Below are 15,419 nucleotides of genomic sequence, written 5' to 3' on the forward strand. Positions count from 1 at the left end.
TTTTATTTGTCTAACCCGTTTTTATTAAATTTATGATTTACTCATCCAATTAAACAAGTAATCCGTCTCATATAAATCATTTGGGTATGTTATCTTACCTGTATTCCCATCCTCGTATGCCCACTGAAGAAATTCATTTAATGCTGATATATATGGTTCATAAAGAAATTCAAAACTAACGGTTTCTTTTGGAAGTAGATTTTCTTTACATAATAGTGGGTCAGAATAACTCATATATGTTCTACACGGAATTGGACGTACTTCGTATGCCATACATTGGTTTGTTTCCGTATCCAGCAGTACACAAGGAAGTTGTAATTTTTTATAAGCTTCCTTCACCTCACCAATTTCCTCATCCGTATTATCAGGAACCTGCTCAAGTATATGCTTATATTTAATAAAGTATTGTTCAATGTGATTATATAGCTTTTCTTTCCGTTCAGAATCAAAATTATTGATAGTCATCTGCAGTAATTTTGATTCTAATTTCGTTATAATAATTGGAAAATAACAACAGAAAGCACATCCCATTTGGCATGTCGCTTCCAAAGACACTTTGTCTTCCATTGTAGTAATTTCATTTGATACAACTTTTAATAAACTCTGGAATACCCCTTGTAACTTATCATTTATTGTCTTCTCAGTTCCATCCCAATCTTCAATCACACCATAAAATAATTCTTCATTTATCTGATAAGTTTCACTTATTTCATCACATTTTTTCCTTACTTCATCATAACTCAAATCTTTTAGCATTTCATTCTATCTCCTTATATCTGTCTCCATTCTATTGTTACGTATTACCTAAAAAAAGTAAATCAATTTATGAACAAAACAATACCGCAAGAAATCAATGTACATGGTATCGATTTCTTGCGGTATACGTATTAACGTTGATTACTTTTTGGATCAAAAGCATCTCTTAAACCGTCTCCAATAAAATTAATAGTTAGTACGGTAATAAAAATCGCAAGTCCTGGTGGTATCCAAGCTTCCGGATGGTTACGTAAAATCCTAATATTTTGCGCTTCGGATATCATATTCCCCCAGGTTGGTGTTGGTTGCGGGATTCCAAACCCTATAAAACTTAGTCCGGATTCTATGATAATGTAAGATGCCATCATAAGCGTGGCATTTACGACAATTGGTCCTATTGCATTCGGAATAAAATGTTTAAAAATGATTCGAAAATCATTTGCTCCAATAGCATGTGCACTCAATACAAATTCTTGTTCACGTAAAGATAAATATGACCCCCGAATAATCCTTGTTAAACTTGGCCATGACGTTAAAGCAATTGTTGTAACAAATAAACCAATTGTTACATTATCAATTACCGCCATTATCGTAAGTACTAATACTAGAAATGGCAACATTAACATAATATCTGCTCCACGCATAATAACACTATCGACTTTACCACCATAGTAACCAGCTAGCGAACCTAATACAACACCAATTACTAATGTAAAGAACATTGCACTAAACCCAACGACTAAAGAGATTCGTCCTCCGTATAACAGACGAGAAAAATTATCTTGTCCAACTCCATTCGTTCCTAAAATATGTTCTTCACTCGGACCTTGCTCGATTTTTAAAAGATTCGTTTTTTCCGGATCAAGATCCGTAAATAATGGAGCAAATATACAGATTAAAATAATTAATAGTAATATAATTAGACTAATTACAGCGAGTTTGTTTTTAAAAAATCTACTTAATCCTATTTGAAAAGGACTTTTACTTTTTTGGTTTTTGGATAATATACCTTCTTCAGGAATATTAGGCACTGGTTCTTGCGGCATGGATTGCATTTTCACTCACCTCAATCATAACGAATTCTAGGATCAATAACACTATACAAGATATCAGCAACTAAATTTCCAACTAAGACGAGAACACCCAAAATCATTGCAATTGCCATTACAACCGGATAATCACGATTGGTAACAGAGCTAAGAAATAGAGTTCCTAGTCCTGGGTATTGAAAGACTTGTTCCGTAATTACTGCACCACCAAGCAAAATTCCAATTTCAAATCCCATTAAAGTCACAATCGGTAATAATGCATTTCGTAGGGTATGTTTATAAAGAACATTTCTCTCTGACATTCCTTTTGCTCGTGCAGTGCGAATATAATCACTACCTAAAACGCCCAGTACCTCAGATCGCATATATCTCATGTATGTTGCTGTACCAGCTAATCCTAGTGTTATTCCCGGAAGAATCATATGATGAATTCGATCAACGAAACCACTGAATCCTGATGCTCCTGGAGATGATAGTGTCCCTTGAGCAGGGAACCATCCTAAGTTAATAGATAAAAAGTAGATTGCCATTAAACCAAAAAAGAAGTTCGGTATGGCTAGTCCTAAAAATCCAAACCCTGTAGCAGCATAATCTACCAATGAATATGGTTTTCTAGCAGAATAAATGCCTATCGGTATAGATACAACTAATGTAATTAATAATGCAAACACACCTAAGTATACTGTATTCATTATCCTATCCTGAATTAATTCCATTACAGAACGACCGTTAAACACAAGTGAGTTACCAAAATCTCCCTGAGCTACACCTGATATCCATCTACCATAACGAACCGGTATAGGGTCATTTAAGCCGAGTGCTTCTCTCTGCTTTTCGTACACTTCAGGATCTACTCTTGGATCTGCAAGTTGCTGTCCAGTCAGTGCGTCTCCAGGAGCTAATTGAGCAAGCGTAAAAACAATAATAGTTAGAGCTAAAAGCATCGGGAAAAATACTAATACTCTTCGTATAATATATTTCGTCATGTCATTCCCACCTTAATGTTTTTTCCTAGGAACATATATGTAAGTCCTTGTTGGTATGAACTATGCTCTTTAGTAATGGGATTCGATTTTTCTACCACCTCTACACAGTGCAAATAAAGAAACGACAGAAAAGAGCAAATGTTGAATTGGAATATCTCGCTATCACTCAACTCGAATCTTCTAGTTCCTTAAGAGCAAAATAGAAAGGAGCATACGGCCACAAACGCACGCTCCTATACATATACTATTACTCAGAAACCCACCATAGGTGTGGATCATTTATAAATCCATATGGCATTGGATCTATTCCATTTAGGCGTTTATTATGGCCGTAAATTTTATTTTGCGCGTAAAGTAATAGCGCTGGAAGTTCATCTGAAAATAAACCTTGCCATTCACTGTACTTTTCCTCACGAAAGCTTTGTTCAAAAGCATCAGGTGGTGTTAATGCATCAGCAATCAATTGATCCGATTCTTCATTATTCCAACGACCATAGTTATAAGGGTCTACACTTCTCCATAATCCAGATGGATCTGGGTCCCCACTTCCTAAACTCCAACCTAGTAAATATATATCCCAATCCGTATTATCATTCGTTAATTCTTCTACATATGCAGTCATTTCCTTCGGTTGACGTAGATCGATTTTAATTCCAGCCTCCTCTAAGAATTGCGCTAATATTGGAGCGGATTGTTCACGAAGCGCATTTCCGGTCGGATAATTAATGTTAACAATCCATTCTTCTCCATCCGGAGTCTCTCGGAATCCATCATCATTGGTATCAACGTATCCAGCTTCATCAAGCAATTCTGCTGCTTTTTCTGGATTATATTCATATGCTGTAGTTGCCTCCTCATCATATGCCCAAAATTGTTGTGCAATTGGGGCGTTAATAACAGATCCATGCCCATGCAGTAAATTATCAACAATAGCTTGACGATCAATTGCATATGCCATTGCTTGACGAACAAGTTTTTCTCCCACATCTTCATTTACTTTCCAATTAGCTGGATCGATCGTTCCACTTTCAACATCTGCGTCTGTTCTATGATTCATTTTAAAGCCCATTAATTGATAACCAAAATCAGTCTGTTCAATAACTTCTACATGTTCCATCCCATCTACATCTTCAAAATCAGCTGCAGGAACACCATTTGGATCAGAGATAAAATCAATTTCTCCATTCTCTAAAAGTCCAAGCATAACCGACTGATCTACGATTCTCCATACAATTTGATCTAGGTATGGTTCACCCTCCCAATAATCGGCATGCTTTTCTAGGATATATTGTTCTCGTTCAAGCATTTCAGTAAATTTAAATGGACCAGTTCCGATTACTTCACCAGCATTTAAAGTGGCTGGATGAGAAGGCATTTCCTCAATTGGTACATCTGCAAAAATATGTTCTGGTATAATTGAAAATGCTACATCCTTCAAAATAGTTACATTTGGTTCTTCGAATTTAAAGGTAACCGTGTAATCATCTTCTGCAACAACACCCTCAAATTCATCTGTCTCTCCACTATTAAATGCTTCATAGCCTACTAGTTTCTCTACATATTCAGTACGTACACCACCTGCTTCGATATATCCAGGAGATGCAATCGATTTGTACGTAAAGACAACATCATCTGCTGTGAATTCTTCACCATCATGCCACTTAACGCCTTCTTCTAAGTTTAGCGTGATTTCTGTGTTATCATCATTAATTTCCCAATCTTTAGCTAAGTTAGGTCCAAACACTAATTCTTTATCTTGACTCAATAAACCTTCATGCGTAAAGTCCAAGATATTTGCCTCATATGCTTCTTCATAGAAGATCGGATTAAAAACCCCAGCTGGTGCAGTATCCATTGCACCTGTAATTGTTCCGCCTGATTGCGGTTCACCAGTAGCCTCTTCTCCTCCATCATCAGTATCTTCTTCTGCAGAAGCAGGTTCCTCAGTATCACCTTCACCTTCATCATTACCTGAGCAAGCTACTGCAAATATAGAAACAAATAGAAATAGTACAGCAAGCATCAGTATTCTTTTCCATTTTCCCATTAATTTTCCCCCTTTAAGTATCTTTAATAGATTTACTAACTTAACCATTTGATAACAGAGACATCACCTCCTAATTATGTACTCCACCTTCTTTCAAGAATGCAAATGGCAGGCAACGTAATGACCTTCTTCCTTTTCTATTAATGGTGGTTTTTCCAATCCACACTGTTCAAAAGCAAAAGGACAACGTGTACGGAATGTACAACCGCTCGGAGGATCTGCTGGAGACGGTAAATCTCCAGTTAATCTAATTCTCTCTTTTGGTGTTGCTAGTGTTGCTACCTCATCATTTGCTTTAACGACAGGAATAGAAGAAAGTAAAGCTTGTGTATATGGATGCATTGCGTTTTTATATAGCGAATGCTTATCCGCAATTTCAACAATTCTTCCTAAATACATTACTGCGACTCGATCACTAATATGTTTTACTACACTAAGATCATGTGCAATAAATAAATAGGTTAATCCTAAGTCATCTTGTAAATCTTTCATTAAATTAAGAACCTGAGCTTGGATAGATACATCTAATGCTGAAACTGGCTCGTCACAAATCACAAATTTCGGATTTGTAATTAATGCTCGAGCAATACTTATACGTTGTCTTTGTCCACCAGAAAATTCATGAGGATATTTTAAGCGGTCTTCTGCTCGAAGTCCTACTTTTTCAATAATGTCGATTACTTTTTTCATTCTCTCTTCTTTGGACAAATTAGTTTGTACAATTAAAGGTTCTTCTATCAATTCTGAAATACTCATTTTAGAATTTAACGATGCAAATGGATCTTGAAATACCATTTGCATATCTTTTCTATGAACCCTTAATTTTCTTCTACTTAAATGAGATATATCTATCCCATTAAACTCGATTTTGCCTTCCGTTGGATCTAGAAGACGTAGCATTACCCGTCCTAGCGTCGACTTACCAGAACCAGATTCTCCTACAATTCCAAGCGTCTCTCCTTCATAAATAGAAAATGACACATCATCAACTGCTTTTAAATGTCCAATAGTTCGTTTTAAAACTCCACCTTTTATAGGAAAATATTTCTTCACTTCCTTCACATCTACTAAAACATTTGATTCGGCCAGCTTCATTTCTTCACCACCTCTTCTTGATAGAGATAACAACGTACTGCGTGGTTATTATTTTCTTCCATCTTTGTCAATTTTGGAATAGCTTGTTTACATTCTTCCATGACGTATGGACATCTGGTTGAAAAGCGACAACCAATCGGAAAATCATATGCAGGTGGTACTGAGCCTTTTATCGTCCCTAATCGTTCGATATCTTGATTTATATCTGGCAAACTTTCTAATAACCCTTTCGTATAGGGATGTTTGGTATGATGTAGTAACTCTGAAACTGTTCCTTCTTCTACAATTTGGCCTCCGTACATTACGATAATTCGGTCAGCATATTCTGATACTACACCTATATCGTGTGTAATTAATAGCACTGCCATATGAAATTTTTCTTTCATCTCTTGTAATAAATCTAAAATTTGTGCCTGTATGGTTACATCAAGGGCGGTAGTAGGTTCATCAGCAATTAATAGTTTAGGGTCACAGGATATCGCCATTGCAATCATAACTCGTTGACGCATACCACCAGACAATTGATGTGGATATTCATCTATTACTTGCTCTGCACGCGGAATTCCTACAAGTTTTAATAAATGAATTGCTTTTATTCTTGCTTCTTGTTTATTTATTTTTTTATGTTTTCTCAACATTTCGATAATTTGATTTCCAATTGTGTATACTGGGTTTAAAGAAGTCATCGGTTCTTGAAAAATCATACCTATATCATTTCCTCTAATTTTCGTTATTTGCTTAGAGGTAAGATTTTGAATTTCTTCATTATGTAATTTAACAGTTCCATCAATAATTTCCCCAGGCTTATTAATTAGTTGCATTATTGATAATGCAGTAATACTTTTTCCACTTCCCGATTCTCCTACGATGGCCACTGTCTCACCGGGGGATACGTGGAACGAAACTCCATCCACTGCTTTTGCAACTTTTTCTTTCTCTAAATAAAAATATGTTTTTAAATTTGCAACATCAAGTACTGATTCCTTTTTCATTCGCACACTCCATTCCCAAACCTTTTTTGAATATTTTTAGCTAGGGATATATATCTAGTTAATAAATTTGAATTCATATTATACTATAACTCGTAAACTGTCAACGTAATATACTGAATTTTATTAAATATAACAAAATTCGACATAGTCAAATAAAAAATGTACTTCTTCTTAAAAGAAGTACATTCGAGTAATATATTATATTTCAATTTAAGGAAGTAAAAAGAATAGTACGCAAAAGTAATGAAAAAGTGTACCCGCAATAACAAATAAGTGCCAAATCATATGATGAAATTTAAATCCTCTCCACATATAAAAAACCGTTCCTAACGTATAGCATAATCCACCTGCAATGAGCAGATATACCCCGCTACTTTCTATGTTATTTGTTATTTGCGACCATCCTATTACAATTAACCAGCCCATCGCTATATATAATAACGTAGAGGTAAACAGAAATCGTTTTACAAAATATACTTTAAATACAATACCCACTAAAGCGATTCCCCATACAATACCAAAGATACTCCACCCCATCGCGCCTTGAATAACTAATAGTGTAAAAGGGGTGTAAGTACCAGCTATAAATAAATAGATGGAAGAATGATCAAGTATCTCAAATATATCTTTTGCCTTTCCTTTTGGTAAAGCATGTACAAATGTTGAAGAAGTATATAAGATTACCATGGTCGCACCAAATATAGTAAATGTAACAACATGTAACACTGTCCCATTTATTACTGATGAAACAATCAACACAACTAACCCTGCTACACTTAATAAAGCTGCCACACCATGAGTTATTGCGTTCGCAATTTCTTCTCCTTTTGTAAAAATATGTGTATTTGCCAATTCAACCATCCTTCTTTCCACACAATAAATTCATCTACTTTAAAATATTACATGTTCAAAAACGAAAAAGCGAATAAAATCGTATGTATATTTTTTTCTAATCATGATATACTTTAAATACAGAACATTTGTTCCTATTTTGTAAAAGGAGGGATCGTTCGATGTACCCATTACTTCTTCATTCTGTACAACAAAAAGAAAAAGTAATAATGGTATATATTGATCAGCAAGATAACATAACACAACGAACTGTTCAAGTAGTAACGATAAAATCTGATTCGATACTTGCATTTTGTTATTTTCGAAAAGAAATCAGATTATTTCATCTTGACCAGATATTGTCTGTCGGAAAATCATCTGGGCGAGTGAGATACGGTGCATGACATGAATGATCGCGGAAGTATAAAATGGACAGCTATGATGCTGCCAGAACATGTTGAATATCTTAGAAAGAAGAAAAAAGAAGCTCAAAAGATTTCTAAACCTGTTATCGATAATCAGCAATTTGATTATATGGAACAGCAATTACAGTATGCTACGATCAATAATTCCAATATCATAATTACTTACTATAATGATGGAGAAATACAAACCATTACATGTCAAACATCAAATATAAAAGTAACAAAGGAATATCTCCAACTAAATATAGGTAACGGTACCATAGAACTACCTGTAAATAACCTTTTGAATATAGAATCTGAATGAGAGATAGGGACATAACAAAAAGGATTGGTCAAAAAACGAATGATAGCTAGAATAAGTCTTAGAATATTCGGATACTCTTATGGGAGCAAGGCTCGGAGAGACCCTTTCGGAGGCTCACCAGCCACCCAAAGAAAACGGAATATATTTCTGAAGCGAGTTTTTTTAAATCCATTCATTCGGATTTATCTTTTGCGTGAATATTTTTGTCCCAACCTCTCACTCACCAAAAACCGTATGCTCTAGTAAGCTTTCAATTTCAGTCCAGTCATATTCTTCTTCTATTTTTTCTTTTATAAACGACAATATATGAACGGCTTCTATCTCAAAATAAAGGATTTGGTCCATAAACGTCATCGGAATATAGGAACCAAATAGTTGAATCCATTTTTTTATTTGATGAACAGGAGCTTCAATAACCTTACTAACTCCCATTAGACTAATAACATACATGGTTTCCACCACCTTATACCTTTTACTTAATTAGAATGTATATATTGAATAATTCTATACTAGCGTGCAATAGTGGAAGTACCATGTGATAAGTCTAAAAAAAGTAAGTAATTAATATGACATGTAAAAAAAGAAATATGCACCCCAAAGATCCAAACTCCAAGGTGCATATGACAAACACTATTATTTATCTTCTAAAACCGTTTTAGCAATACTTTCATCTAAATCTTCAAACTCTTCATAGGAAATTGTCTGGTATAATTCTTTCCTTGTTTGCATATCTGACAAACCATTCTTTTGACTTCCCTCTTTACGAATTATTGAAAAGATTTTTTCATAGGCTTTTGCTGCAACTCGTAAAGATGTAACGGGATATATGACAATATCAAAGCCCATTTGTTCAAATTCCTCTGCAGTTAGATAAGGAGTCTTCCCAAATTCCGTCATGTTAGCAAGTAATGGTGCATCTATCTTTTCTGAAGCAAGGCGAAATTCTTCTTCATTTTGTAATGCCTCTGGAAATATAATATCCGCTCCTGCTTCTACATAAGCTTGCGCTCTTGAAATAGCATTCTCTAAACCTTCAACTGCACGGGCGTCAGTTCTAGCAACAATCACAAGAGTTGGAGCCACTTCTTTAATTGCTGTAATTTTTTGAACCATTTCTTCTGTACTTACTAACTGTTTTCCATTTAAATGGCCACACTTTTTAGGCAATTTCTGATCCTCTAGCTGTACTGCAGCCACATTTGCCTCTACCATTTCACGGGACGTTCTGACAACATTCAATACACCACCAAAACCTGTATCTATATCAACAAGAATAGGTAAATTAGTAGCACGTACAATGTCTCTTGCTCTATCAGCTATCTCTGTTGAAGTAATAATACCTAAGTCCGGCAAGCCACGACTAGCTGTATAAGCCGCTCCTGAAAGATAAAGAGATTGAAATCCGGCTTCTTTGGCAACCAATCCAGCCATCGCGTCATGTGCACCAGGAATTTGTAAAATACCTTTCTCGCTTACTTGGGATCTGAACTGACTTGCTAATTCTTGTTGTGATATAGGTTGGTCTACTATCCAAGCCATTTATAAGTCCTCCTTAATTTACAAATAAATCAATAAAATCCGTCGTATTCATTTGTTGCACCTCATCAAAATTATTAGTAAATTTTTGTATACGTTCACTCTGTTTATCCGTATATTGTGTAGATAAATTATACGCATACTTCTCCAAAATCTTAGGAACTGCTTCATCACGGCGGAAACGATGCCCTAATGGATATTCACAATCAATAACATCTGTCGAAGTTCCATCTACAAAGTGTACTTGTATTGCATTAGCAATCGAACGCTTCTCCGGATCTAAATAATCCGTTGTATAGGATTCTTTCTCCACGGTTACCATTTTTTCACGTAATTCATCAATACGAGGATCAGCTGCCACATTATCTTCATAATCTTCTGCAGTGATATTTCCTTTCAAAAGCCCAATAGCAGCAATATACTGTAAGCAATGATCTCGATCAGCTGGATTGTGTAACGGTCCTGTCTTATCAATTATTCTAATAGCAGATTCATGGGTTGTAATCGTTATTTCTTTAATTTCATCAAGACGCCCAATTATTTCTGGATGTAATTGAACTGCTGCCTCAGCTGCTGTTTGCGCATGAAATTCTGCAGGATATGATACTTTAAATAAGACATTTTCCATAACATAACTTCCTAAAGAACGACTTAGCTTTAACTCCTTTCCTTTAAAAAGAACATCTTGGAATCCCCAACCTTTTGCGGTAAGAGCTGTAGCATATCCCATTTCTCCTTTTATTGCCATTAAAGCTAATCGAACTGCTCTACTTGTCGCATCTCCAGCAGCCCAGGATTTTCTTGAACCTGTGTTTGGAAAATGACGATACGTACGTAAACTTGAATTATCAATCCAAGCATTAGATAATGCATTTTGTATCTCTTCTTTCGTTCCACCTAGCATTTTTGTCACAACTGCAGTAGTAGCAATTTTCACATATAAAACGTGGTCTAATCCAACTCGATTCAAACTATTCTCTAGAGCTAATACACCCTGAATTTCATGTGCTTTAATCATCATTTCAAGTATTTCTTTTACTTTAATTGGCTCTTCACCTTTTTTTAATCTTTCTTGACTTACATAATCAGCAACAGCTAAGATTCCACCTAAATTATCTGAGGGATGTCCCCATTCAGCTGCAAGCCAAGTGTCATTGTAATCTAACCAGCGAATCATTGCACCAATGTTAAAGGCACCTTGCACTGGATCCAACACATAGGAAGTACCCGGTACTCTGCTACCATTAGGTACAACTGTACCTGGCACAATCGGACCTAATAATTTTGTACATTCTGGATAATTCAACGCTAAAATCCCACAACCCAATGTATCAATTAGTACTTGGTGTGCAGTTCTATAAGCTTCTTCACTCGTAATTTCTGTATGAAGTACATAATCAGCTATTTCTTCTATAATTTTATCTGTTTGGTTAATCGTTTTTACTTGTGTCATATAATAAATCCCCTCTCTTTTTCCTTTAATAATCTTTTCCGATATATTTTACTCTTGGACGGAATATACGATTGTTTGAGTGTTGCTCAACGATATGAGCTGCGAGTCCAGCTGTACGTGCACTAAAAAAGATTGGTGTATAGAGTGAAATTGGTATACCTAATTTCCAATAAACAGGAGCTGCGTAATAATCTAAATTAGGATATAATCCTTTTTCTTTTTTCATTATTTTCTCTCCAGCTTCACACATCTCTAGTAACGTATAGTCATTATCTTTCTCACAAAGTTTCTTTAGTGCTTCTTTGGTGATAAGTGCACGAGGATCCATTTTTTTCATATAAACACGATGCCCAAACCCCATAATTTTTTCTTTATTTTCTAACTTTTTATATAATAAATGTTCAAATTCATTCACCGTTTCCACTTCATTAAGCATGTACATAACTGCTTCATTTGCACCACCATGTAGATTACCTTTTAACGAGGAGATAGCTCCAGTTAATGCACCATACATATCAGAATTAGTCGAAGATATTACTCTAGCAGTAAAGGTAGAATTCGGCATTTCATGTTCACTATATAGCAGTAGCAAACGGTCAAAAATTTCCACTTCTAAATCTGACGGTTCTTTTCCTGTAATCATGTATAAAAAGTTTGCACTATATGATAGTTCTATCGCTGGTTGCATCACTTCTTGATTATTTATAATTCGATAACTATTTACTGTTATTGTTGGCAATTGTCCAAGTAACCGATAAGCACGATCCTTATTTGTACTAGCTGAACGATCCTCGATATTCTTATCGTATCCTGCAAGCACAGATAAAGCTGTCCGCATTCCATCCATTGGATGTGTTCCCTTTGGTAATAGTTTTAAGATCTCCAATACTGATTGAGGAACTTCATAATGATCTTTCAACAATTTCTCTGTATTTGTTTTTTCTGCTCTTTTAGGTAGACCCCCTTCCAAAAGCAAATGAAGAATATCTATATAATCCTGTTTTAATGATAATTCGATAAGGTCATGCCCATTGATGATAATTTTTTCCTTATCAACGTCTAAAAAAGAAATCGCTGTTTCCGAAGCAATCACACCATCCAAACCTGGAATAAATTTTTCTTCTGTCTTCAATTTTATTCCTCCTCATTTTAAATTTTGAAAGCGTAGTCAAACGATCGAAAAAAACATCCTTCAACCTTATATACCTTAATTATAATATTGAATTGAAAATTAGAAAAATATATAATATTAATAAATAAACATAAAAAAAATCTATATCACATGTTATAGGAGGATTATCAATGCATTTACAGGATTGGGAAATGTTATCCACTTTATATGAGACAGAGAATATTACACAGGCTGCCCATCAATTATTTTTAACACAACCCACCCTGACTTCACGAATGAAAAAATTAGAAACCTATTATGGTATACAAATTATTATGAGAAAACGTAGGGGAATTGCTTTTACTCCTGAAGGTGAGCAATTGGCACATCATGCTCAGCAAATGTTAAAGGAGCAGAGAAAGATTGAAGAAACACTAGACAATATGAAAAATCAAGTTACAGGAACATTACGTGTAGGAGTTTCAAACTTTTTTGCATCTAATAAAATGCCCAAACTGCTTCAATTATTTAAACAAGAATATCCTGATGTTGAGTGCCAAGTAGTAACTGGATGGAGTAGCGAAATGCATCGATTGTTATTAAATCATGATGTACATATTAGTTTTATAAAAGGAAATTATCCATGGAAAGAGAGAAAACAATTATTGTATGAAGAAGAAATTTGCATCGCATCACCTTGGGAGTTTTCTTGGGAACAACTTCCTGAGCTTCCAAGGATTGATTATTATACGGACGATCATATGCGACTGATGGTTGATAATTGGTGGCATCACCATTATACTCAAAGCCCCAATATTACTATCCATGTTAATCAAGTGGAAACTTGTAAAGAAATGGTTGTACATGGTTTAGGCTATGCAGTGGTTGCTAATTTAGTAGTTAGAAATAACCCAGAATTAATTGTTAAACCAATCATAAATGAAGATAGGGAACTCATTAAAAGGCAGACTTGGATGTATTACCCCGAAGATGCATTGCAAATGAATGTTGTTCGTGCATTTGTAGATTTCATTCAAACCATTGATGTTAAAGCATTATAACCTAAGAAAAAATAAAACTACCAAAAAGTCAAATGAGATTAATTATCGTGAAGGAGATTTTTAAAATTTCTAGGGCAAGAAGGCCGAGGGTGAGACAGCGGTGAGCTGTAATATGCTAACCATGAAAGTAAAGTATATTTCCCAATTGTATTAATCTGAACTTATCTTTACTACTCTAGTCTCAACCTGGTTATTATAACTAATAAATAAAATATATTGCCTTTAAAATTGTCTTCTAAGATAAAATTTCACTTTAACTGTACCCATTCTGGAACTCTCATTTCACAAAGAAGTTCGACTTCCTTTTCACGGGTATACAAATAGGAACTATTTTCTATTAAATCTTCATCTACAAATCCAGGATGAGTCATCACTTCTACAGAAAGAACATTTTCTTTTTTTAATTGTTCAAACAGATTATCTGTAACACCATCTTGATAAAATTCAGTCCATAATTTTTCAGTCCAACATATATCCGGATAATCCTTCAACGAATCCGCATACCGTACAGGAACTTCATATTCCTTAGCTAATTTTAAAATAACACCTACTAATGGTGGCCAAGCGTGAATGTGATGATGGCTATCTATATGATTAAGTGTTAAACCCGTTTTCCTAAATGCTTCTAATTGAGCTCGCCATTCCTTTTCAACATCTTCTAGTAAAGGAGGAGCCATATTTCGATAACTACTTGTATACTTAAAATTACCATTTGATTGTATCAAAGAAGTGTTATTATTTAAGATGGGTTTCCCCCATGTTAAAACGAGATGTAATCCTACTTTTAACTCGTGATTTTTCTTTGCCTGTTCAACAGCGTATTCTACTGATAATCCATTCATCATGAGTGTCGTTGATGTAACACATCCTTCTCTATGGGCTTTTATAATTCCATCCGTTACACCTCTCGTTAGTCCATAATCATCCGCATTAATCTCTACCCTCATTGATACCCCTCCATCAATTATTCTAATTCTGGATATTTTCGTTCTATTGTAAAGTTAGTCTTATCTCCTCGGAAAAACGACTTTGAAAATTCTATTTTTTTCCCCAGTTGATCTTCTGCAATCGTTTCTATGTAAAAACATGGTAGTCCTGGCTCACATTCTAGATATTTACAAATTTGATCATCTGCAAGGGTTATTTCCATATTTTCATAAGTTTTAGCAATGAATACATTGAACATGTCGTTTAACGACTTATATAAAGAAGTTTCAACATGTGTATTGGTAATTCCTGGTGCAATGGACCAAGGTATAAACGCTATTTCATACTGCGTGGGCTGGCCATTTGCTTTACGAACACGTTCAATCCGCTGTATAGGGTCTTTCATATATACATCTAGATATGAAACAATCATTTCATCAGCTGCAATTACAGAAATATCTATTACTTCAATTTCTGATACTTTCCCTTGAATTGCTAACTGATCACTATAACGCTTGACGGTCTGTGTCAGTGTCTGTTTCACTTTTTCATCAGCTACAAATGTTCCACTTCCTTGTTGTCTAACTAGGTAGCCTTCTAGTGTAAGTTGGTTTAATGCTGTACGAACAGTGGTACGGCTTACATTAAAATCTTTGCAAAGATCTAGCTCTGGTGGAATTTTTTCTCCACTTTTGTATTGATTTGTCTTAATTCGTTGTAATAACTCCTGCTTAATATAAGCGTGTAAAGATTGGTTTTTCTCCATTACCGTACTCCTTTTTCACTGTTTTTATTTAGTTTACAAGATTTGAAACTGATTGACAATAATTTATGTTATAACAACTA

At 34.9% G+C, this 15,419-nt stretch carries 16 protein-coding genes; 3 read left to right on the forward strand and 13 right to left on the reverse strand.

Features of this window, described 5'->3' with window-relative positions; translation table 11 throughout:
* Nucleotides 1-30: 30 nt before the first annotated feature.
* The 7 genes from C794_RS11945 to trhA all read right to left on the reverse strand — a co-directional run bounded on the left by C794_RS11945 (nt 31) and on the right by trhA (nt 7,777).
* Entirely contained in the window at nt 31-756 is a 726-nt protein-coding gene (locus C794_RS11945) for a YkgJ family cysteine cluster protein (protein WP_017797369.1), read from the reverse strand.
* Between the two features lie 131 nt (nt 757-887).
* On the reverse strand, nt 888-1,811 hold the full coding sequence (gene opp4C, locus C794_RS11950; RefSeq protein WP_017797370.1) for an oligopeptide ABC transporter permease: 924 nt from the start codon (nt 1,809-1,811) through the stop codon (nt 888-890).
* A gap of 11 nt (nt 1,812-1,822) precedes the next feature.
* The gene (locus C794_RS11955; RefSeq protein WP_017797371.1) at nt 1,823-2,791 is read right to left on the reverse strand and encodes an ABC transporter permease; all 969 of its coding nucleotides are present in this window, start codon (nt 2,789-2,791) and stop codon (nt 1,823-1,825) included.
* 247 nt (nt 2,792-3,038) lie between these two features.
* Nucleotides 3,039-4,838, reverse strand: coding sequence for a peptide-binding protein (locus C794_RS11960; protein ID WP_017797372.1), 1,800 nt, complete (start codon nt 4,836-4,838; stop codon nt 3,039-3,041).
* Between the two features lie 93 nt (nt 4,839-4,931).
* On the reverse strand, nt 4,932-5,933 hold the full coding sequence (locus tag C794_RS11965; protein WP_017797373.1) for an ABC transporter ATP-binding protein: 1,002 nt from the start codon (nt 5,931-5,933) through the stop codon (nt 4,932-4,934).
* Nucleotides 5,930-6,925: an ABC transporter ATP-binding protein gene (locus C794_RS11970; RefSeq protein ID WP_017797374.1), complete on the reverse strand. Its 996-nt coding sequence runs from the start codon at nt 6,923-6,925 to the stop codon at nt 5,930-5,932. The genes C794_RS11965 and C794_RS11970 overlap by 4 nt, the downstream gene beginning before the upstream one ends.
* Before the next feature lie 210 nt (nt 6,926-7,135).
* Complete coding sequence (gene trhA, locus C794_RS11975) at nt 7,136-7,777, reverse strand: PAQR family membrane homeostasis protein TrhA (protein ID WP_017797375.1); 642 nt, start codon at nt 7,775-7,777, stop codon at nt 7,136-7,138.
* 161 nt (nt 7,778-7,938) lie between these two features.
* On the opposite strand from trhA, the gene C794_RS11980 reads away from it, so the two are divergent.
* Both C794_RS11980 and C794_RS11985 read left to right on the forward strand, forming a co-directional pair.
* A complete protein-coding gene (locus C794_RS11980) occupies nt 7,939-8,160 on the forward strand; it encodes a hypothetical protein (RefSeq protein ID WP_017797376.1) in 222 nt (73 codons plus the stop codon).
* A 1-nt stretch (nt 8,161) separates the two neighbouring features.
* Nucleotides 8,162-8,485 carry a YolD-like family protein gene (locus tag C794_RS11985; RefSeq protein WP_017797377.1) on the forward strand — a complete coding sequence of 108 codons (324 nt, stop codon included), beginning with the start codon at nt 8,162-8,164 and terminating at the stop codon, nt 8,483-8,485.
* 216 nt (nt 8,486-8,701) lie between these two features.
* On the opposite strand, the gene C794_RS11990 is transcribed toward C794_RS11985, so the two are convergent.
* The 4 genes from C794_RS11990 to mmgD form a co-directional block, all read right to left on the reverse strand.
* A complete protein-coding gene (locus tag C794_RS11990) occupies nt 8,702-8,935 on the reverse strand; it encodes a hypothetical protein (RefSeq protein ID WP_017797378.1) in 234 nt (77 codons plus the stop codon).
* Between the two features lie 183 nt (nt 8,936-9,118).
* The gene (gene prpB, locus C794_RS11995; protein ID WP_017797379.1) at nt 9,119-10,024 is read right to left on the reverse strand and encodes a methylisocitrate lyase; all 906 of its coding nucleotides are present in this window, start codon (nt 10,022-10,024) and stop codon (nt 9,119-9,121) included.
* 13 nt (nt 10,025-10,037) lie between these two features.
* Complete coding sequence (locus C794_RS12000) at nt 10,038-11,474, reverse strand: bifunctional 2-methylcitrate dehydratase/aconitate hydratase (RefSeq protein ID WP_017797380.1); 1,437 nt, start codon at nt 11,472-11,474, stop codon at nt 10,038-10,040.
* 25 nt (nt 11,475-11,499) lie between these two features.
* The gene (gene mmgD / locus C794_RS12005; RefSeq protein WP_017797381.1) at nt 11,500-12,606 is read right to left on the reverse strand and encodes a citrate synthase; all 1,107 of its coding nucleotides are present in this window, start codon (nt 12,604-12,606) and stop codon (nt 11,500-11,502) included.
* Between the two features lie 170 nt (nt 12,607-12,776).
* Between mmgD and C794_RS12010 the strand changes: the two genes are divergently transcribed.
* Nucleotides 12,777-13,646, forward strand: a complete 870-nt coding sequence (locus C794_RS12010; protein WP_017797382.1) for a LysR family transcriptional regulator — start codon at nt 12,777-12,779, stop codon at nt 13,644-13,646.
* 248 nt (nt 13,647-13,894) lie between these two features.
* Here C794_RS12010 and chbG read toward each other — a convergent pair whose 3' ends face one another.
* Complete coding sequence (chbG, locus tag C794_RS12015; RefSeq protein WP_017797383.1) at nt 13,895-14,593, reverse strand: chitin disaccharide deacetylase; 699 nt, start codon at nt 14,591-14,593, stop codon at nt 13,895-13,897.
* 17 nt (nt 14,594-14,610) lie between these two features.
* Entirely contained in the window at nt 14,611-15,339 is a 729-nt protein-coding gene (locus tag C794_RS12020; RefSeq protein WP_017797384.1) for a GntR family transcriptional regulator, read from the reverse strand.
* Nucleotides 15,340-15,419 lie beyond the last annotated feature (80 nt).

The organism is Oceanobacillus kimchii X50 (assembly GCF_000340475.1).
GTDB classification, from domain to species: domain Bacteria; phylum Bacillota; class Bacilli; order Bacillales; family Amphibacillaceae; genus Oceanobacillus; species Oceanobacillus kimchii.